Source organism: Rhizobium sp. BK212 (genome assembly GCF_014197475.1).
Taxonomy (GTDB): domain Bacteria; phylum Pseudomonadota; class Alphaproteobacteria; order Rhizobiales; family Rhizobiaceae; genus Rhizobium; species Rhizobium anhuiense.
This window is the reverse complement of record NZ_JACIFS010000003.1, coordinates 568,884-587,188: the sequence shown is the minus strand read 5'-3', so window position 1 is coordinate 587,188 and position 18,305 is coordinate 568,884. Positions and strand designations below refer to the sequence as shown.

18 protein-coding genes are annotated in these 18,305 nt (G+C 62.0%); 10 read left to right on the top strand and 8 right to left on the bottom strand.

What is annotated here, in order from left to right; genetic code table 11:
* The first annotated feature begins 8 nt into the window (after nucleotides 1–8).
* The 4 genes from FHT79_RS12775 to FHT79_RS12760 are packed head-to-tail and all read left to right on the top strand — an operon-like array spanning nucleotide 9 to nucleotide 3,508.
* Nucleotides 9–1,037: an ABC transporter permease gene (locus FHT79_RS12775; protein WP_028758114.1), complete on the top strand. Its 1,029-nt coding sequence runs from the start codon at nucleotides 9–11 to the stop codon at nucleotides 1,035–1,037.
* Nucleotides 1,034–1,936: an ABC transporter permease gene (locus FHT79_RS12770; protein ID WP_028758115.1), complete on the top strand. Its 903-nt coding sequence runs from the start codon at nucleotides 1,034–1,036 to the stop codon at nucleotides 1,934–1,936. The genes FHT79_RS12775 and FHT79_RS12770 overlap by 4 nt, the downstream gene beginning before the upstream one ends.
* Nucleotides 1,923–2,768 (top strand): ABC transporter ATP-binding protein, encoded by an 846-nt coding sequence (locus tag FHT79_RS12765; protein WP_028758116.1) that lies wholly within the window; start codon nucleotides 1,923–1,925, stop codon nucleotides 2,766–2,768. Before FHT79_RS12770 ends, FHT79_RS12765 begins: the two co-directional genes overlap by 14 nt.
* Nucleotides 2,765–3,508, top strand: a complete 744-nt coding sequence (locus FHT79_RS12760; protein WP_047615069.1) for an ABC transporter ATP-binding protein — start codon at nucleotides 2,765–2,767, stop codon at nucleotides 3,506–3,508. The genes FHT79_RS12765 and FHT79_RS12760 overlap by 4 nt, the downstream gene beginning before the upstream one ends.
* Before the next feature lie 22 nt (nucleotides 3,509–3,530).
* Here the strand turns inward: FHT79_RS12760 and FHT79_RS12755 are convergent, their stop codons facing one another.
* Nucleotides 3,531–4,586, bottom strand: a complete 1,056-nt coding sequence (locus tag FHT79_RS12755; RefSeq protein ID WP_028758118.1) for a LacI family DNA-binding transcriptional regulator — start codon at nucleotides 4,584–4,586, stop codon at nucleotides 3,531–3,533.
* 188 nt (nucleotides 4,587–4,774) lie between these two features.
* On the opposite strand from FHT79_RS12755, the gene FHT79_RS12750 reads away from it, so the two are divergent.
* From FHT79_RS12750 to ugpC, 5 genes are all read left to right on the top strand, one after another.
* Nucleotides 4,775–7,297: a hypothetical protein gene (locus FHT79_RS12750; RefSeq protein ID WP_097594542.1), complete on the top strand. Its 2,523-nt coding sequence runs from the start codon at nucleotides 4,775–4,777 to the stop codon at nucleotides 7,295–7,297.
* A 64-nt stretch (nucleotides 7,298–7,361) separates the two neighbouring features.
* Nucleotides 7,362–8,621, top strand: coding sequence for an ABC transporter substrate-binding protein (locus FHT79_RS12745; RefSeq protein WP_063475553.1), 1,260 nt, complete (start codon nucleotides 7,362–7,364; stop codon nucleotides 8,619–8,621).
* 11 nt (nucleotides 8,622–8,632) lie between these two features.
* A complete protein-coding gene (locus FHT79_RS12740) occupies nucleotides 8,633–9,673 on the top strand; it encodes a sugar ABC transporter permease (RefSeq protein ID WP_183903437.1) in 1,041 nt (346 codons plus the stop codon).
* Nucleotides 9,670–10,719 carry a carbohydrate ABC transporter permease gene (locus FHT79_RS12735; protein WP_183903436.1) on the top strand — a complete coding sequence of 350 codons (1,050 nt, stop codon included), beginning with the start codon at nucleotides 9,670–9,672 and terminating at the stop codon, nucleotides 10,717–10,719. Before FHT79_RS12740 ends, FHT79_RS12735 begins: the two co-directional genes overlap by 4 nt.
* A gap of 17 nt (nucleotides 10,720–10,736) precedes the next feature.
* Nucleotides 10,737–11,819 (top strand): sn-glycerol-3-phosphate ABC transporter ATP-binding protein UgpC, encoded by a 1,083-nt coding sequence (ugpC, locus tag FHT79_RS12730; protein ID WP_183903435.1) that lies wholly within the window; start codon nucleotides 10,737–10,739, stop codon nucleotides 11,817–11,819.
* A 19-nt stretch (nucleotides 11,820–11,838) separates the two neighbouring features.
* Here the strand turns inward: ugpC and FHT79_RS12725 are convergent, their stop codons facing one another.
* The 6 genes from FHT79_RS12725 to FHT79_RS12700 form a co-directional block, all read right to left on the bottom strand.
* Nucleotides 11,839–12,930 (bottom strand): amidohydrolase family protein, encoded by a 1,092-nt coding sequence (locus FHT79_RS12725; protein ID WP_312866637.1) that lies wholly within the window; start codon nucleotides 12,928–12,930, stop codon nucleotides 11,839–11,841.
* Complete coding sequence (locus FHT79_RS12720; RefSeq protein ID WP_097594538.1) at nucleotides 12,903–13,319, bottom strand: lipocalin-like domain-containing protein; 417 nt, start codon at nucleotides 13,317–13,319, stop codon at nucleotides 12,903–12,905. The genes FHT79_RS12725 and FHT79_RS12720 overlap by 28 nt, the downstream gene beginning before the upstream one ends.
* A 106-nt stretch (nucleotides 13,320–13,425) precedes the next feature.
* On the bottom strand, nucleotides 13,426–14,115 hold the full coding sequence (locus tag FHT79_RS12715) for a type 1 glutamine amidotransferase domain-containing protein (protein ID WP_097594537.1): 690 nt from the start codon (nucleotides 14,113–14,115) through the stop codon (nucleotides 13,426–13,428).
* 12 nt (nucleotides 14,116–14,127) lie between these two features.
* Nucleotides 14,128–15,177: an NAD(P)-dependent alcohol dehydrogenase gene (locus tag FHT79_RS12710; RefSeq protein WP_183903551.1), complete on the bottom strand. Its 1,050-nt coding sequence runs from the start codon at nucleotides 15,175–15,177 to the stop codon at nucleotides 14,128–14,130.
* Between the two features lie 109 nt (nucleotides 15,178–15,286).
* Nucleotides 15,287–15,586 (bottom strand): hypothetical protein, encoded by a 300-nt coding sequence (locus FHT79_RS12705; protein WP_028757621.1) that lies wholly within the window; start codon nucleotides 15,584–15,586, stop codon nucleotides 15,287–15,289.
* A 28-nt stretch (nucleotides 15,587–15,614) separates the two neighbouring features.
* Nucleotides 15,615–16,184: a flavodoxin family protein gene (locus FHT79_RS12700; RefSeq protein ID WP_183903550.1), complete on the bottom strand. Its 570-nt coding sequence runs from the start codon at nucleotides 16,182–16,184 to the stop codon at nucleotides 15,615–15,617.
* A 212-nt stretch (nucleotides 16,185–16,396) separates the two neighbouring features.
* Here FHT79_RS12700 and FHT79_RS12695 point away from each other — a divergent pair, with 212 nt between their 5' ends.
* Nucleotides 16,397–17,302 (top strand): LysR family transcriptional regulator, encoded by a 906-nt coding sequence (locus FHT79_RS12695; protein WP_183903549.1) that lies wholly within the window; start codon nucleotides 16,397–16,399, stop codon nucleotides 17,300–17,302.
* 109 nt (nucleotides 17,303–17,411) lie between these two features.
* On the opposite strand, the gene FHT79_RS12690 is transcribed toward FHT79_RS12695, so the two are convergent.
* A complete protein-coding gene (locus FHT79_RS12690; protein ID WP_183903434.1) occupies nucleotides 17,412–18,305 on the bottom strand; it encodes a LysR family transcriptional regulator in 894 nt (297 codons plus the stop codon).

The window sequence follows — 18,305 nt, the reverse complement described above, 5'->3', positions numbered from 1 at the left end:
AGCCGATCATGAAGGAACTCTCCGTAGCCGAATTTGGCCGACGCCTGGCGCATTTGCTGGTCAGCCTGTTCATCCTCTTATGTGTGACCTTCGTGATCGGCCGCATCCTGCCCACCGATCCGGTCGGCGCGATCGTCGGCGAGCTCGCCGATCCCGCCGCTTATGCGGCGATGCGGGCGCGTCTCGGTCTCGATCTGCCGATCTACCAGCAGTTTTTCCTCTATCTGAACGGGTTGGCGCATGGTGATTTCGGCACCGCCGTCCTCACCGGCAATCCCGTCTCTTCGGACCTGGCCCAGGCGTTTCCGGCGACATTCGAACTGGCGACGCTGGCGGTAATCATCTCCACTTTCGTCGGCGTCCCGCTCGGACTGGTCGCCGCACTGTTTCGCGACAGCTTCATCGACAAGACGGCCCGCGTGCTTGCGCTCGTCGGTCATTCGATCCCGGTCTTCTGGTTCGGCATCGTCGGGCTCGTCATCTTCTATGCGGGCCTCAATTGGGTCGGCGGGCCGGGCAGGATCGATGTCTTCTACGAAGGCCTCGTGACGCCACAAACCGGGCTGTTGCTGGTCGACAGCCTGCTGCAGGGCGAGACGGAAATCTTCTGGAATGCACTCGGCCATATCATTCTTCCCGCCATCATCCTTGCCTATGCGGCCATGGCCTACATCACCCGCATGACACGCAGCTTCACCCTGGAACAGTTGAGCCAGGATTATGTCATCGCCGCCCGTGCCAAGGGTGTGAGCCCCTTGGGCACGATCTGGCATCACGTCCTGCCGAACATTGCCGTGCAGCTGATCACCATCCTGGCCATTTCCTATGGTGGGCTGCTCGAAGGCGCTGTTGTCACCGAGATCGTCTTCTCCTGGCCCGGCATTGGCCAGTACATGACGAACGCGCTGATGATCGGCGACATGAACGCCGTCGTCGCCGGCACCATTATCGTTGGATTCATTTTCATGCTGTTGAACTTCTTCGCCGACGTCGCTTATGCCGTGTTTGATCCCCGTATGAGGGAGGCGGCCCGATGAGCGACGTTATCCGCAGCGAGATTCAGATCCGCCCTCCAAGTGTATCGAGCCGCATGGCGGCGTCGCTGGCGCGCGCCGGCCGCAAACTGGCCCACGAGCCGCTTGGCCTTGCGGGGTTCGTCATCCTCGGTCTTCTCTGCTTCATCGCGATCTTCGCGCCGCTTCTGGCGCCTTATGATCCGGCCATACAGGCGCTGGGCGATGCCCTGCAGCCGCCGAGCCTTGCGCATCTCGCAGGCACCGACGAATTCGGTCGCGATATCCTGAGCCGCCTCATCTTCGGCACGCGCATCACCATCCAGACCGTGCTTTCCATCTCCTTGATCGTCGGGCCGATCGGCCTGTTGATCGGCGTCGTTGCCGGTTTCTTCGGCGGACGCGTCGATGCGCTGCTGATGCGCGCCACCGATATCGTTCTCTCTTTCCCGTCGCTGATCCTGGCTCTGGCTTTTGCCGCGGCACTTGGCGCCGGCTTGACCACGGCCATCATCGCGATCTCGCTGACCGCATGGCCGCCGATTGCCAGGCTTGCGCGCGCCGAGGCCCTTGTCGTCAGAAACGCCGACTATGTGGTTGCCGCCCGCCTTTATGGCGCCTCGCCGATCCGCATTCTTTTCCTCTATATCGCGCCGATGTGCGTGCCCTCCGTCATCGTTCGCCTGACGCTCAACATGGCGGGCATCATCCTGACGGCGGCGTCACTCGGCTTCCTCGGTCTTGGCGCCCAGCCGCCGGCCCCGGAATGGGGTGCGATGATCTCCAGCGGCCGCAAGTTCATGCTCGATTATTGGTGGGTCGCCGTCATGCCGGGTATCGCCATCCTGCTAACCAGCCTTGCCTTCAACATCGCCGGAGATGCTCTGCGCGACATTCTGGATCCCCGCCATGCAAGATCGTGATCAAAAGCCCGTTCTTTCCGTCAAGGGGCTGAATGTCCGTTTCGGGCGAGGCGCCGTGCCCGCCGTTTCCAATGTCAGTTTCGACGTCGGCCGTGAGCGTGTCGGCATCGTCGGCGAATCCGGTTCCGGCAAATCGACGACGGGTCGCGCCATCATGCGTCTTCTGCCGCCGGCCGCGGTGGTCTCTGCCGAACGCCTGGATCTTGCCGGCAGTCCTTTGCTGTCAAAGACCGAGCGTCAGATGGGCGCGCTTCGCGGCAAGGATATCGCACTGATCATGCAGGATCCGCGCTATTCGCTGAACCCGGTGCTCTCGATCGGCAAGCAGATCGCCGAAGCCGCACGCCTTCACCTCGGCCTTCACAAGAAACAGGCGTTTGAGGCCGCCCGCGCCATGCTCGAACGCGTGCGCATCAGCGATCCCGATCGGGTGATGGCGCTTTATCCCCACCAGATATCGGGCGGCATGGGCCAGCGGGTGATGATCGCCATGATGTTGCTGGCGCGGCCGAAGCTCGTCATCGCCGACGAACCGACCTCGGCTCTCGATGTCAGCGTCCGCAAGGACGTGCTGCTGCTGCTCGACGAACTGGTGCGCGAGAACAATTCCGGACTGCTGCTGATCAGCCACGACATTCGCATGGTGGCCGCCTTTTGCGAGCGCATCATCGTCATGTATGCCGGCCGGATCGTCGAAACCCTGACCAGCCTTGAGGACGCCCGCCACCCCTATACCCGCGGGCTGATAGCAGCGCTGCCCGACCCGAAGAACCCGGTTCGCCGGCTTGCTGTTCTCGACAGGGCGAAACTCGATCTGGAGACGGCGCAATGATCAATGTGCGTGACCTCGATGTCGTCTTTACTTCCGGCAAATCAAGCAACCATGTCGTCAGGGGCATCAGTTTTCAGGTCGGCCAGGGGGAGACGCTCGGCATTGTCGGTGAATCCGGCTGCGGCAAATCGACGGTGCTGCGCTGCCTCGCCGGGATGGAGTCCGGTTGGACCGGTCACATCGAGCTTGGCGGAAAACCGATCGGAAGAAAGCGCTCCCGCGAGGAGCTGAAATTCGCCCAGATGGTCTTTCAGGACCCTTACGGATCCCTACATCCGCGCCATCGCATCGGCACCGCGCTCGCCGAGCCGCTACGCGCCATGGGGCATTCCGATATCTGGTCGAAGGTCGAAAAAGCACTGGTCCAGGTCGGCCTGCCGGCGAGCTTCGCCAATCGTTTTCCGCACGAGCTTTCCGGCGGCCAGAGGCAACGCGTGGCGATCGCCCGGGCGCTGATCCTGTCGCCGCCCATCCTGCTGCTCGACGAGCCGACATCGGCGCTCGACGTCTCGATCCAGGCCGAAATCCTCAATCTGCTTGCCGATCAGCGCGAGGAAAAGGAGCTGACCTATCTGCTTGTCAGCCACGACCTCGCCGTCATCGCGCATATGTGCGATCGAGTGTTGATCATGAAGAACGGCTGTTTCGTCGACGAGCTCACCAAAGCCGATCTGCAGGCCGGCGTCACCCATGATGCCTATGCACGGGAACTGTTCGAGGCGAGCTTCATCGAGGCTTGATATCCTTAAACGTGGTGTGAGTTCAGCGATCCTCCGTTGCGACATGGACGCGGTTGACCGCCGCAACACTGCCCCTTTCCACGAGATGGCAGGCGAGCTCGACGCGGCGGCGCGGAGCCGCAAGACCGAGCATCATGTCGCGCAGCAGATCGAGCGCGGTGGCGCCGAGTTCACGCATCGGAATATGCACCGTCGAGAGCGGTGGATTGAGGAAGGCTGACTGCGGCAGGTCGTCGATGCCCATGACGGAGATGTCCTTCGGCACGGCATAACCCATCGCCTGCAAGCCGCGCACGGCGCCGTTGGCGAGACTGTCGCCCGCCGTCAGGACGGCGGTGAAGGAGAGACCTTTCTCGCGGACAAGACGGGTAATCGCCTCGGCGCCGAGGTCCGGCAGCCAGTCGTCGACTTCGAGCACCAGATCCGCGTCGGCCTTCAGCCCATGAAGCTGCAGGGCATCGCGCCATCCCTCCAGGCGCCGCTCGATCGTCCGCCGTCCCGGCCGCAGCATGAAGAGAATACGTTCATGCCCGGCCTCGATCAGCCGTTCGGCGGCGATGAAGGCGGCCGAGCGGTTGCAGGGCGTAACACTCGAAAGCCGCATATAGGGATCGTCGCTGTTGACGAGCACGACGGGCTTTCCGAGATCGGTGGCTGCCGCCAGCATGTCCTCTTCGTCGACGGTCAGGATCAGCATGCCGCCGAAACTCGGATCATCGCGCATCTCGGCGACGACGCGCGCTTCATCCCCCTTGTCGGCGATCGGGCGCATCGAAAGCTCGATGCCGAGGGCGGCCGCACGCGCATTCAACCCTTCGAGCACGTAGAGCGTAAACTGGTTGCGGACATAGTCGATCATTGCCGCACCGGAGGCGACGAGCATGACCTTCTTGCCGGCCACGCTGGCCGGCAAGGCGTAGCTGACCGCACTTGCCGTTTCCAGCACCAGCTTGCGAATGTCAGGCCTGACGCCCTTCTCACCGGCCAGCGCCCGCGACACCGTGCTGATCGACACGCCGCATTTGGCGGCGATGTCGTCGAGGCGCGTACGCCTGGCTTTTTTCGGTTCCCCTGTCATCTCATCTCCTCGCTCCTTCGCCATCATGCAAAAATCTTTCAGATTGCGCAAATGGAATGCCTATGCACAATTACCTGCGAGGAGTCCGCGGCAAGCGGCAGAGCAGGGAGGCTTTGAAGATGCGGCTTGACGGCCAGTCCATGCGTCGGCGGTTTGCCCGGCGTGGCAATGCTCGAGCGGACTGAAGCATGGCCGCAGAGCAGCAATCTTATCTCCGCCGATCAACTGCCAAGCACAGTCCGATCGTCTACTGGCAACTCGCCCAGCTGTGGCAGGAGCGCTACGATGTCGCCGACCGTCCGATGGACGGCAGGATGGATCCGTTCTTCTTCGTCACCAAGACAAAGAACTTCATCCCGCATGAATATCCCTGCCGCACCGAATTCAAGACATCCTTCTCCGGCCGGCGGCCGCAGCCGGCTGGCGAATTCGAGGCCGTCCGCTGGTGGCTTCCCTATGCCTCTCCGCGAGTCGATCTCTCCGGCTTCTGGTTTCGCCCGACGCGCATCGGCTGCTGGGCACGCACGTTTCTCGATGCACAGTCGGCGGGGCCCGCCACGCTTCGCCTGTCGACCTGCGGCGGCGCGATCCTCTTCGTCAACGGCCGCGAGCAGGGCTTCATGGCGCCTTACCAGCGCAATCTGGAAGCCCAGCAGCTCTTCGAGATCGAGCTCACGGCCGGCCTCAACGAGATCCGCATCTATTTCGACGATCTCGCCGAGCGCGACGCCCGCTTCTATTTTCAGCTGGATTATCTCGACGGGCCTGAGGTCGAAACATCGGTCCCTGTTCCCATCGCCGCCGGTGATGCGGATGCGCTGGAGGAGATCCTCGAAGGCATGCGTTTCGACCGCACCGCCTATCTCGGCGAAGATGTGACGATCCTCTTTCCCGTGCCGCTGCCGGTGGCGCTGACCTGCCATGTCGAGATCGAAGGCGACTTCATGTCGACCGAGCGCTTCGACTATGATTTCGAGCTGAAAGCAGGAGCGACCAAGCTGGAGCTCGGCGCCTCGGCTGATATGCCGGCCGATTTCCGCCATTTCCGCATCACCTTCACAACAGGCGAGCTTTCGCTCGGCCGCACGCTCGGCGTCGAAATCTGTCATCCCGAGCGGCAGGGCGAGGCACCCGCCGCCCTCAATGACCGCGTCGCCGAGGCGCTGGCCGAGGTCGCCGCCCATTCCGAGCCCGACGCGGTCTGTGCTTTTGCGCGTCTGGCGCTGGGGCAGGGCGGCGAGGAAACCGAGGCGATGATCGCAGCCATGCTGCCGGTCATCGAGGATTGCCACGACTGCGCCGATTTCGTGCTGGTGCCGCTGCTCTTTGCCTATACCCGCTGGAGCGATCTGCTCTCATCCGAGCTGCGCGACAGGATCAAGCAGGCGGTCCTCAATTACCGATACTGGATGGATGAGCCCGGCAACGACGTTCAGTGGTATTTCTCGGAAAACCACGCGCTTCTCTTCCATACCGCCGCCTATCTCGGCGGCAGGCTGTTCCCCGATGCCGTCTTCGTCCGTTCCGGCCGCACCGGCGCCGAGCAGATGCAGGTCGGCGAGGAACGTGTCCGCGCCTGGCTCGATCATTTCGAGCGCTGGGAAATGGCCGAGTGGAACTCCGTTCCCTATTTCCCGATCGACCTCAAGGGCCTGACGGCGCTCGCCGCCTGCGCGCCGGATGAGACGATTCGCAGCCGGGCGAGCGCCAGCATCATCCGCCTGATGGAGATCGTCGCCCGTTCGGCCCATCACGGCATGCTGACCGGCAGCCAGGGCCGCTCCTACGAACATACGCTGCGCCCCGGCCGCTCGGTCGAGCTGTCCGCCATCGCCCGCCTGCTCTGGGGCCGTGGCTGGTACGGCCGCCGTGTCCACGCTTTGCCGCAGCTTGCCGTCTGCATCCGCGACCACGGCCTGGACTTTCCGGAACGGCTTGCGGCGATCGCTTTGCATCAGGCCGACGCCGCGCAGGAATGGACCTTTTCCCAGGGCGAGAATCGTTTTGCCGCCCTCTACCACTACAAGACGCGCGACACCGCACTGGGCACCATCGCCCATTATCGCCCCGGCACCTGGGGTTATCAGGAGACGGTGCTGCACCTACGCTTGGGCCACCGGCCGGAAGCGCAGATCTGGATCAACCATCCCGGCGAAACCATTCAGTTCGGCTATGGCCGGCCGAGCTTCTGGGGTGGTTGTGGAACACTGCCGCGCGGGCACCAGTATCGCGATCTGGCGATCCTCGATTTCGACATCCACGAGGGTCAGCCGGATTTCACTCACGCCTGGTTCCCGCTCGAGGCCTTCGACGACGCGAGGGTCGACGGCAATCTGGCGGTCGCTCGCTCCGGCAACGGGATTGCGATGCTGATCGGCAACGCGGCGCTGGTGCCGGTGAAACAAGGGCCGACGACGGATATCGAGCTGCGTCTGCCCGGCCGCAAGGGTCGCTGGATCGTCCGTCTCTCCGATATCGAGCGCGAGGCGGGCCTTGACGGCATGCAGGCGCGTTTCGCCGCGCTCTCGGCTCGTCGCGACGACGAGGGCGCATTGATCGTTATCGATCCGGATTATGGCCGGGTCGTCTTCGAAGAGGACGGCACCGTGCGTGCCGAAGGCCGTATTCTTCGCCCTGCGGACTGGTCGGTACGAGGAGAAGCGGTACATCTCAAGATACCCGGCAGGCAGCCTCGGCGCGCGGCCTCGTAGACGACGTGTCCGGCAGGTGGAGGACCGGCCGGACGCAGCAATTCATCGGTCAGAGGAGGAGAAAATGACCAGAATGAAATCGATCGGCGCGGCCTTTGCTGCGGTTCTCTTGAGTTCCGTTGCCGCACACGCCGGAGACGTGCGCATCATGTGGTATTCCGACGGCGGCGAAGGCGAGGTGATCAAGGACCTGCTCTCCCGCTTCTCGAAAGCCAACCCCGACGTCAACGTCGTCCTCGACGAGGTCTCCTACGACGTTGTCAAGGAACAGCTGCCGGTGCAGCTCGAAGCCGGGCAGGGGCCCGATATTGCCCGGGTCACCAATCTGAAGGCGCCGGCGCAGCACTGGCTCGACCTTCGTCCCTACCTCACCGACGCGAAATACTGGGAGGACAATTTCGGCGCCCAGGCCGACTGGATGCGTCCGGACGGTTCGAACGCCATCACCGGCTTCATGACGCAGCTGACGCTGACCGGCGGCTTCGCCAACAAGACGCTGTTCGAGCAGGCCGGCGTCGAGATCCCCGGCCCGAAGGCCACCTGGGACGATTGGGCGGCGGCGGCCAAGAAGGTCGCAGACAGCCAGAAGGTCTTCGCCATGGCGATCGACCGCTCCGGCCACCGCGTCTCCGGCCCGAACATTTCCTACGGCGCCAACTATATCGCTGCCGACGGCAAGCCGGCGCCGATCGATCAGGGCGCCAAGGACTTCCTCAGCCGCTTCGTCAAGTGGAACGAGGATGGCACCGTCAACAAGGATGTCTGGGTGAGTGCTGCCGGCACCACCTACCGTTCCGCCGCCGAGGACTTCATCAATGGTGGCCTCGCCTATCTTTATTCCGGCAGCTGGCAGGTGCCGGGCTTCGCCCAGAAGATCGGCGACAGTTTCGACTGGGTGATGGCCGGCAGCCCCTGCGGCACGGTCGCCTGCACCGGTATGCAGGGCGGTGCGGGTCTCGTCGCCGTCAAATACACCAAGAACCCGAAGGACGTCGCCAAGGTGATGGATTACCTAGCAAGTGCCGACGTGCAGAAGGAATTCGCCGAGCGCAGCCTGTTCATCCCGGCGCATAAGGGTGTTGCCGCCGGCCAGATCGACTTCAAGACCGACAATCCGCATGTGCAGGCGGCGCTGAAAGCCTTCGTCGAAGCGGCCGGCCAGACTGCCGCACCCGCCATGAAACTGCCGGGCTGGAAGTGGTCGGACGCCTATTACAGCGCCATCGTCGCCCGCATCAGCCAGGTGATCGCCGGCGAATTGAAGCTCGACGACGCCTATGCCCGCATCGACGAGGACATCAAGGCCAAGGTCGCCGGCAACTGACGGAAGAACAGATGACGGCGAAGACGGTTTCTTCAGCACCACCTGTCAAAAAAACCAGTCTGCGGCAGGCGCTCCTTGCGCCTGTCCGGCTGGCGATGGGGCTCATCGATATTCCCATGCGCGCCTGGCAGAAACTGACGGGGCTGAATGGCATGGCGGGCGTCTTCCTGGCGCCCAATATGCTGATTTTCACCGTCTTCGTGCTTCTGCCGCTGGTCATCAATTTCATCTATTCGACGACGAGCGGCAGCGCCATCTTCCTGCAGAACAGGACCTATGTCGGCGCTGACCAGTACCGCATCCTCTTCGATTGCGGCAGCTATCTCGACCCCTCGACATGCGCGGCCGACACCTTCTGGGCGGCCGTGCGCAATACCGCCGTCTTCGTCGTTTTCCAGGTGACGGCCATGTTGATCGCGGCGCTCGCAACGGCACTGATCCTCAACCGCGAACTTTCCAATCGCGGCTTCTGGCGCGCCGCCTTCTTCTTCCCGGTGCTGCTGTCGCCGGTCGTCGTCGGCCTGATCTGGAAATGGATCCTGCAGCGTGAAGGCCTGTTGAATTTTGCGCTGAGCCCCTTCGGCTTCGAACCCTTCTCCTGGCTCAGCGATCGTTTCTGGGCCTTCTTCTTCGCCGTCTTCGTCTCGGTCTGGGCGCATATGGGCTTTTATGCGCTGATCCTCCTCGCCGGCCTGCAGGCGATCCCGCGGGATCTCTACGAGGCGGCGGCGATGGATAGCGCCGGCCCGACCCGCATCTTCCGGCGCATCACCCTGCCGCTGCTGATGCCGAACCTTATTGTCGTCCTGGTCTTGGCGCTGATCCGCGCCGTGCAGATCTTCGACGAGGTCTTCGTGCTGACCGGCGGCGGGCCCGGCACCAGCACCATGTACATCACCCAATATATTTACGAGACCGGCTTTGCGAGTTCGCTGCGCAACCCGGGGCTTGCCTCCGCCGCCTCGATCCTGATGGGTATCGTGCTCGTCATCCTGACGCTGATCCAGCTTGGCGTCAGCAGCCGCAACGAGAAGAAGGGAGCACGCCAATGAGCGCTGTCGGCGCCTTTCTGCTCCGCCGCCGCGGCCGAGGCTGGCACTGGACGGATGTGGTGACCTGGATCTGGCTGATATGGGGCGTCTTCCTGATGTTCGGCCCGGCCGTCTGGCTCGTCTTCTCCTCCTTCAAGACGCCGGCGGCGCTTGCCGAATTCCCGCCATCGGTCCTGCCCTATGTCACTGAACAGGCAGTGGTGCCGGGCTACGACAAGCCGTTGCCGCTCTATCGGGCGGCGATGCCGGATGGCAGCACGCGTGTGCTCGCCGAGGTCCGCCGCATCGGCATCATCGGCCAGATGGTCGATCCGAAACAGCCGGGCGAAATCGTCAAGGTGAACATCAAGGACCGCACGCCGGTGCGCAAGGTCGAATTCGCCGGCGGCAATTATACCGAACCTTTCCAGCGCTTCGATTTCTTCCTGTTCCTGCGCAACTCCGTCTTCGTCACCGTGGTCGCGACGGCGATTACGCTGCTCGTCAATTCCATGGCTGCCTTCGCCTTGTCGAAATACCAGTTCCCCGGCCGCACCGCCGTCATGTTGATGATCCTGGCGACGCTGATGGTGCCGCTCTCGGTCATCGTCGTGCCGCTCTATTCCGTCATCGGCACGTTGAATCTCTTCGACAGCCTCTGGGGCGTCATCCTGCCGACGGTCGCCACCCCGACCGGAGTGTTCCTGCTCCGGCAATACATGCTGACCATCCCGGACGAATTGATCGATGCCGCGCGCATGGACAAGGCCAGCGAATGGCAAATCTACTGGCGCATCATCCTGCCGCTGTCGGCGCCCGCACTGGCGGTGCTGGCGATCTTCTCGGTCGTCTGGCGCTGGAACGACTTCCTCTGGCCGCTGATCGTACTCTCGCGCAAGGAACTCTATACCCTGCAGGTCGGCCTCAACGTCTATGCCGGCGAGCTCAATGTGCAATGGCACTACATCCTCGCCATGACCGTGGTTTCGATGATCCCGGTTGTGCTGATCTTCGTCTTCCTGCAGCGATTCATCACCACAGGAATCGCCGGCTCGGGGCTGAAATAAATGAAACAGGAGAGTGCATGAGCGGACTCGAGCTCAGGAACATCGTCAAGAATTTCGGCGCCGTCGAGGTCATTCGCGATGTCTCCCTTGCCGTTAACGACGGCGAGTTCGTCGCTTTCGTTGGCCCTTCCGGTTGCGGGAAATCGACGCTGCTGCGCCTGATCGCCGGCCTCGATAAGCCCACAGGCGGCAGCATCGCCATCGACGGCAAGGATGTTACCGGCATCAGCGCCGCCGATCGCGGCCTTGCCATGGTCTTCCAGTCCTATGCGCTCTATCCGCATATGAGCGTCAGGGAAAACCTTGCCTTCGGTCTTGAAAATACCAAGGTGGCGAAGGCCGAGATCGAAGCGCGCATCACTGAGGCCGCGCGCATGCTGGAGATCGAGCCTTTCCTGCAGCGCCGTCCGGGCCAGCTCTCCGGCGGCCAGCGCCAGCGCGTCGCGATCGGCCGCGCCATCGTCCGCCGGCCGGATGCCTTCCTGCTCGACGAGCCGCTCTCCAATCTCGATGCCGAACTCAGAGTCACCATGCGTGCCGAACTCGCGGCTCTTCACGCGCGATTGAGGGCGACGATGATCTACGTCACCCATGACCAGGTCGAGGCGATGACGCTTGCCGACCGCATCGTCGTGTTGAGAGGCGGCAGGATCGAGCAGGTGGGAACACCGCTGGAACTGTACAACAAACCGGCCAACCGCTTCGTCGCCGGCTTCATCGGTGCGCCGCACATGAATTTTCTCGAAGGCGCCATTGTCGGTCACGAGGGCATTTTCGCTGAGGTCGAAACCGTCGGCGGCCATCGTCTTTCCGTGATTGCCAAGGAGGCGCGCCCGACGGGCGAAAGGGTCAGCATCGGCATCCGGCCGCAGCATATCACCTTTGCCGACGCAAATGCTGAGAGGAGGCTGGACACCCGCATCATCCTTGTCGAGGAACTCGGCTCGGAGACCGTCGTCCACGCCGACGCGGGGGGTAAGAAGCTGATTGCAGTCTTTGCCGGCCAGCAGCGAATGAAATCCGGCGACAGCCTGCCGCTGCATCTCGATCCCGAAGTTCTGCACCTCTTCGGCGAGGATGGACGGCGTCTGTCCCAATAGGCTGCTGCGAAACGTCTCGTCAGCTTCCAGTCAAGCGCTCCCAATTTCGATGGGCGAACTTCGGTTTGTCGGCATCGTCGAGTTCGAGGCCTTCGACAAATCGGCGCGCTTCGCCTCCGGACCGGTACTGGTACGGGTAGTCTGTGGAGAACAGGATGCGATCCGTCCCGACCGCGTCGATCGCCTGCCGCAGATAGGCCGGGCTGAACATGCCGCTAGCGGTCAGATAGAGATTGTTGCGGACGTAGTCTAGGAAGGGGCGCTGCAGTCCGGACACCCGGTCGAGCATGCCCAAACGCTCCAGATAGAAGATCACCAGTTCGCCCCAGTGGCCGAGGATAACCTGAAGGCCTGGATAACGGTCGAACACGCCGGCGAGAACGATGCGGACGAATTGAATGCCGGCCTCAAAATGCCATCCCAGACCGAAGGTCGACAAGGCAAGATCGATCGGCGCTGCGAAGCCCGCATAATAGGCTTCGCGAACGCTCACCTGAGGAATCTGAGGGTGGATGAGCAGCGGAACGCCAAGCTCTGCTGCGTAGGCGAATGTCTGTTCGAAGATCGCGTGGTCGAGGTTTTTCTCGCCGACCCGGCCATAGAGAATGGCGCCCTTGCACCCCAGTTCCCGAACAGCACGCCGAAGTTCTTGGGCGGCGGCATCAGCGTCTACGGACGGCAGGACCGCGAGCGCCTGGAAGCGGGACGGATTGGCAGCCACGGTGTCGGCGAGGAGATCATTGACGCGGCGGGCCAGATCGACGCCGTGACGTCCCAGATTGTTGAGGCCCGGTGTTGTTAGCGACAGGACCTGCACATCGACTCCGGTCTCATCCATCAGCGCCAGCCGCTGTCGCCCCATATCGGCGAGCCGTTTTCCCAGCACACCTGGATTGAGCCCCAGCGTTCCGTCGTCGGCGCCGGGTATTGTGCTCCATGCGTGCTTCACCTGATCGGGAAGGACATGCTCTTCGATTGCAATGATCTTCATCTTTGAAACCCTGGAATCTACGCTTTCTAAAGCGAGTGGCGATCTTTCAGATTCGTTCGTAATGCCGTTATCGAGCGTTCTTGCCGCTTGTGTTAACCGCGACGCCAGATGACACGCCACTTTTCATCATCCCACGTGGATGTAAGGATGAGCTGATCATTCACGAAGCTGTATGCTCGCGGGAAATCCTGGCCTACCAACTCGTGAACCAAAGCTCCCTCGACACGATAGAGGAAGATGCTGTTTGCGGAATCCAGCGTGATTTTACCGAAGCTCGCCTCGTATCCACCCCTGCTGTACGCACTGTCGACATGTCCGGGTTCGAGGTTGCGGACCTGGACCGCCATGTGGCCATCGCGCGTAAAGACGAGGAGACCATTCACGCGCGCAGTCTTCACCGCGCCCTTCGCATCGGGCTGCTCGATCTTCACGAGGCGCCAGCCCCCATCCAATTGCGCAATGATCTCGGAATCGGCAGCGGATTGTCCACTCGTACCGGCGGTCGTCATTGGCTGTTCTCCTCTATCTCGATCCTGTCGGGCTCCGGGTCCGACCGGAGACAGCCTCTCACGAGGAGTTGCCTCATCAGGCTGCGGCCGGAGCGCCGGATGTCGTTCAGGACTTCGCGGTAAGCTGATTGGCCACAGCCTTGCCGACGCCATGCGCCGAAGCCGGGTTCTGCCCTGTGATCAGGCGGCCATCGACCACCACGTTCTCCGTCCAGTTCGGTGCCGGCTGGTGCAGCGCGCCACGGTCCTTGAGGGTCGCCGCCAGCAGATAGGGCACGACCTTGGTATACTTGACCTCGGCCTCTTCCTCGTCCGTAAATGAGGCGACCTTCCTGCCAGCGACAAGATGACTGCCGTCCGACAGCGTCGCGTTTACCAGCGCTGCGGGGCCGTGGCAGACCGCCGAGACGATGCCGCCGGCCTCGTAGATTTCGCGGGCGACGTGCTGCACGGCTGGATTGTCGGCGAAATCCCACATGGTGCCATGGCCGCCAGCGAAGAACACCGCCGAATAGCGGGAGGGATCGAGCTCACTCAAAACCAGGGAGTTGGCCAGAGCACCGCGGAACTCGCGGTCCTTCCAGAAGCGGTCATTGACCGGATCGCTAAGATCGAAGAAGTCGATCGGCGGATGGCCTCCCCGAATCGAGGCGATCTCGGTCGGAATCCCGGCCGCGCGGAACACCGCGAGGGGGTGGGTGAGTTCAACCATAGCAAAGCCGGTGGGCTCACCGGTGTCGCCTCTGATCGGGTGGCTGGTGACCACGCAAAGGATGGGCTTGATGTTATCTGCCATTGTCTTGGCTCCTCATGACTTGAGCGAAGCCATGTCGATGACGAAACGATATTTGACATCGCTCTTCAACATGCGCTCATAGGCCTGGTTGATCTGATTGATGGAGATGATTTCAACGTCCGATACGATGCCGTGCTGCCCGCAGAAATCGAGCATTTGCTGTGTCTCTGCGAGACCGCCGATGAACGAACCTGTGATCGCCCTGCGGCCGCGCACGACCCCGCCGGCGTTAACCGCCGTGCCAAGTGGCCCCATATAGCCGACGAGCACGAGCACGCCTTCCAGCGTCAGCGTCGGCATGTACGGATTGACGTCATGGTCATAGGGAACCGTGTCGATGATCACGTCGAAGCGGCCCGCGGCCGACGCCATCTGCGCCGGATCGCTCGAGAGCACGACATGATCGGCTCCGAGACGGAATGCGTCTTCCTCCTTGCCGGGGGAGCGCGTGAACAGGGTGACGTCGGCGCCGAGCGCCTTGGCGAGCTTTAGCGCCATATGGCCGAGACCGCCGAGACCGATCACTGCGACCTTGCTTCCTTCGCCGACATTCCAGCGATGAAGCGGCGACCAGGTGGTGATGCCGGCACATAAGAGCGGTGCGGCCCCAGCCGGATCGAGCCTGTCGGGAAGCGCGAGAACGAACTTCTCCGTCACCACGATCGCGTCGGAATATCCGCCTTGGGTCGGCATGCCGTCGTGCCTGTCGAGGCTGGCATAGGTGAAGGTCGGACCTTCGGCGCAGTCCTGTTCCCATCCAATCAGGCAGGGTTTGCAGTGCTGGCAAGAGTCGACCATGCAGCCGACGCCGACCATGTCTCCGGCCTTGAAGCGGCTGACCTTCTCTCCGACCTGACTAACCCTTCCGATGATCTCGTGGCCCGGAACGATCGGATAGGTCGTGAAGCCGCCGTGGTTGCGAGCCAGATGCAGATCCGTATGACAGACCCCGCAATAGAGGATGTCGATCAAGACATCATCGGGCCGCATCGCGCGCCGTTCAAAGGTGAAAGGCTCGAGAGCGCCGGCGGGCGACGGAGCGGCATAACCGAGTACGTTCATATTCATATTCCTTTCGACCCTGACGCGATCGAAGCGCGTGGCAAACTCACTGCGCCCGTCGAGCCGAGGTCGGGCGCAAAGTCTTCCGTGGTTTCCCGGACGGGAAATCTCAGGCGTTCGCTGGCGCGAACAGCGTTTCCCAGTTCAGGAAGGGGCCAAGCGGGATGACCTCCCAGTCGATAAGCCCGGCCTTGGCCAACGGAAACTCGCGCAGGGCCTGCTTGGCGGCATCGACTGACTCGCATTCGGCGATGATGGCCACACCGGGGCGGTCCTGGCGGAAATAGATGTCGCGGATAACGCCGCCCTTATACATTTGCCAGGCGTGCCGGGCTTCATCCGACATATGCGGCTGGTATTTTTCCAGGTTGGCGCCGGGCTGGGGAATATCGAGGCAAAGCAGTTTCATCGTGAGTTTCCTTGATTGAAAATACGGTTCAAGCGGCCTGAAGCCGGCGCGCAGTCTCGGTAACGCGTCGCCCCAGATAGGCAGCGGTCGCCAGATCGCTCTTGATGGGAGCGATATCCGCCGCCTGATCCGTGTTCGACTGGGTCATGACGCCCAGCCAGCTTCCGAGCCGGTTGAGGTCGTAGGCACTGCCGGTGCTGCTGCTGTTTCCCGGCATCAAATCGAGGCCGACCCAGATCATGCCATGCTGGGCTGCAAACAGTGCCATCGACACGAGCGAGTTCAGCTTGTCGCCGTGCTGGGCTCCGGAGTTGGTGAAGCCGGCAGCGATCTTGTTGCGCCACTTCAGCTCTGACCAGGCTGCTTTGGTGGAGTTTTCGAAGAACTGCTTGAGCTTGGCGCTGATCAGGCCGTTGTAGGTCGGCGACCCGAAGATGATGGCGTCGCTTCGCTCAAGGGCTTCCCAGTCCATCGCGCCATCCGCCACGGCGATAAGTCTCGCCTCCGCCCCTTGAACCTCGTGGATGCCGGCGGCAACCGCTTCCGCGACGCGTGCCGTATGGCCATAGCCGCTGTCATATACAATGGATATTAGCAATTGCCGTCCTTTCATTGACGAGTCGCCCGCGAACCGAGCGCCATGGTTGCCCGCTGTTTCGACGACCGCATTGGTCGTCGGCGGCACGAATATCGTTTGCTTGGCCGGCGTTATATCGTAGAATGCACCTGACAATTAGAAATCGTTTTTATCTTCTTTGGTTCCTCGAATTCTCCAATCGCGGAATCGGTTATCCCGGGAGGATTCGCACGGTGCGCGACAGGTTTGATGGTGTACAGGCGTTCGTCGAGGCGGTTGAGACGGGCGGCTTTGCCAAGGCGGCCGATCGACTTTCGTTGACACGTTCCGCAGTCGGCAAGGCGATCGCGCGTCTTGAAGAGCGCCTGGGTGTCCGGTTGTTTCACAGGACCACACGAACGCAGAGCCTGACCGAGGATGGTCAGCAATATTATGAGCGCTGTATCCGTGCCATCGAGGAATTGCGCGCAGGCGAGTCTCTTCTGGAATCCGGCAGGCGTGAGGTCGTCGGCAGGTTGCGCGTGTCTTTGCCTGTTCTGTTCGGCCGCTACTGCGCCGCGCCCATCCTGCGTGCCTACGCGCGCCAGCATGAGAAGCTCGAACTCGAACTCAGCTTCAGTGACCGTCAGATCGATCTGATCGCCGATGGCTTCGACCTGGCGGTGCGCAACGGCGCCATCGGCAATGGAACCGCACTCCACGCCCGGCGACTGGCCAGCCCCCGCAAGGCGCTATGCGCCTCTCCAAGCTATCTGTCCGCACGAGGGGAACCGCACTCTCTGGCGGATCTGTCCGAACATGAAACGCTCGTATACTGGCGAAATGATCATGGCCTGACCTGGCAGCTTCCTGATGCGACCGGCGCGCTCATCGACCTGTTGGTGACATCCAGACTGCGCTTTGATGATCTCGAAGTGATCGCCGATGCTGCCGTCGACGGCATGGGCCTGGCCTGGCTTCCCTACTGGTTGATCCATGAGCGCGTGCAAGCCGGCGAACTGATTGAACTCTGGGCCGATCGGCCGCGCGCTGCGATGGAATGCTATGCCGTGTGGCCAACCAACCAATATCTGCCGTTGCGGTCGCGACTGGCGATCGATGCGCTCGCCACCGAATTGCCGAAGCGTTTCGAATTCTGAAGCGGGCCGCTACACTTTTTGTCGACCACTTCGCGCTTCCTCTCCTGGCGCTGGCGCCGGTCCCGCGCACCGTTCACAAAGCGGCTTGCCGCTGTCGCCTCGCAGCCGCTCACGTTGAATAACGCAACGCATTCACGAGAAGAGAAAAAGCGGGCGAAGATTGGCGCCGGCTTGGATAGTAGAGATGAAAGCCCTCCCAATAGGGCGAATAATCTTCCAGAAACCGGTGGAGGCGACCGGTCTCGAGATAGCGCTTGGCGATATCCTCCGGGACATAGGCGAAACCGAAGCCGTCGAGAGCCGCTTCGAGAACATTATAAATCGTGTTGAAAACGAGTTGTCCGTCCACGCGAACCTTGATCTCGCGGCCGTTCTCTTCAAATTCCCAGGCATAAATACCTCCATAGGTTGGCAAGCGCAGATTGATGCACCTGTGCTGCATGAGGTCCTTCGGATGCTTCGGAATATCGCGTGACGCAAAATATGATTCTGCGGCAACGACCGCGAAGCGAACATCGGGCCCGATCCTCGCAGAAATCATGTCCTTGGCGATCTGCTCACCGAAGCGCACGCCAGCGTCATAGCCTTCGCTGACGATGTCCTGCAGACCGTAGTTCACGTCCAATTCGAGCCTGATGTCGGGATACTGGTGGAGAAAGGTTCGAAGCCTCGGCCATATGTAGCACTGGATCTGGTAGTCGCCGGCGGTCAACCGGACGGTGCCCGCCGGCTGGTCTCGAAGTGTGTTGAGCCCATCAAGCGCAGATCCGATCTCGTCGAAAAGCGGACCGATGCTCTGTAGCATCCGTTCGCCGGCCTCGGTCGGCGAGACGCTGCGTGTCGTCCTCGTCAGAAGTCGCACGCCCAGCCGCTCTTCAAGCTGACGGATCGTGTGGCTTAGCGCCGACTGTGAGACGCCGAACTTGGCGGCGGCTTTCGTGAAACTGCGCTCTCTCGCGACGACCAGGAACACCATCAGGTCGTTGATATTCTGGCGCTCCAC

Coding starts and splice junctions, on each gene's coding strand:
- FHT79_RS12715 (WP_097594537.1), bottom strand. CDS start 14,115: ATGGCAGATAACATCAAGCCCATCCTTTGCGTGGTCACCAGCCACCCG.
- FHT79_RS12750 (WP_097594542.1), top strand. CDS start 4,775: ATGGCCGCAGAGCAGCAATCTTATCTCCGCCGATCAACTGCCAAGCAC.
- FHT79_RS12720 (WP_097594538.1), bottom strand. CDS start 13,319: ATGACGACCGCCGGTACGAGTGGACAATCCGCTGCCGATTCCGAGATC.
- FHT79_RS12760 (WP_047615069.1), top strand. CDS start 2,765: ATGATCAATGTGCGTGACCTCGATGTCGTCTTTACTTCCGGCAAATCA.
- FHT79_RS12770 (WP_028758115.1), top strand. CDS start 1,034: ATGAGCGACGTTATCCGCAGCGAGATTCAGATCCGCCCTCCAAGTGTA.
- FHT79_RS12755 (WP_028758118.1), bottom strand. CDS start 4,586: ATGACAGGGGAACCGAAAAAAGCCAGGCGTACGCGCCTCGACGACATC.
- FHT79_RS12710 (WP_183903551.1), bottom strand. CDS start 15,177: ATGAACGTACTCGGTTATGCCGCTCCGTCGCCCGCCGGCGCTCTCGAG.
- FHT79_RS12745 (WP_063475553.1), top strand. CDS start 7,362: ATGACCAGAATGAAATCGATCGGCGCGGCCTTTGCTGCGGTTCTCTTG.
- ugpC (WP_183903435.1), top strand. CDS start 10,737: ATGAGCGGACTCGAGCTCAGGAACATCGTCAAGAATTTCGGCGCCGTC.
- FHT79_RS12765 (WP_028758116.1), top strand. CDS start 1,923: ATGCAAGATCGTGATCAAAAGCCCGTTCTTTCCGTCAAGGGGCTGAAT.
- FHT79_RS12740 (WP_183903437.1), top strand. CDS start 8,633: ATGACGGCGAAGACGGTTTCTTCAGCACCACCTGTCAAAAAAACCAGT.
- FHT79_RS12705 (WP_028757621.1), bottom strand. CDS start 15,586: ATGAAACTGCTTTGCCTCGATATTCCCCAGCCCGGCGCCAACCTGGAA.
- FHT79_RS12775 (WP_028758114.1), top strand. CDS start 9: ATGAAGGAACTCTCCGTAGCCGAATTTGGCCGACGCCTGGCGCATTTG.
- FHT79_RS12735 (WP_183903436.1), top strand. CDS start 9,670: ATGAGCGCTGTCGGCGCCTTTCTGCTCCGCCGCCGCGGCCGAGGCTGG.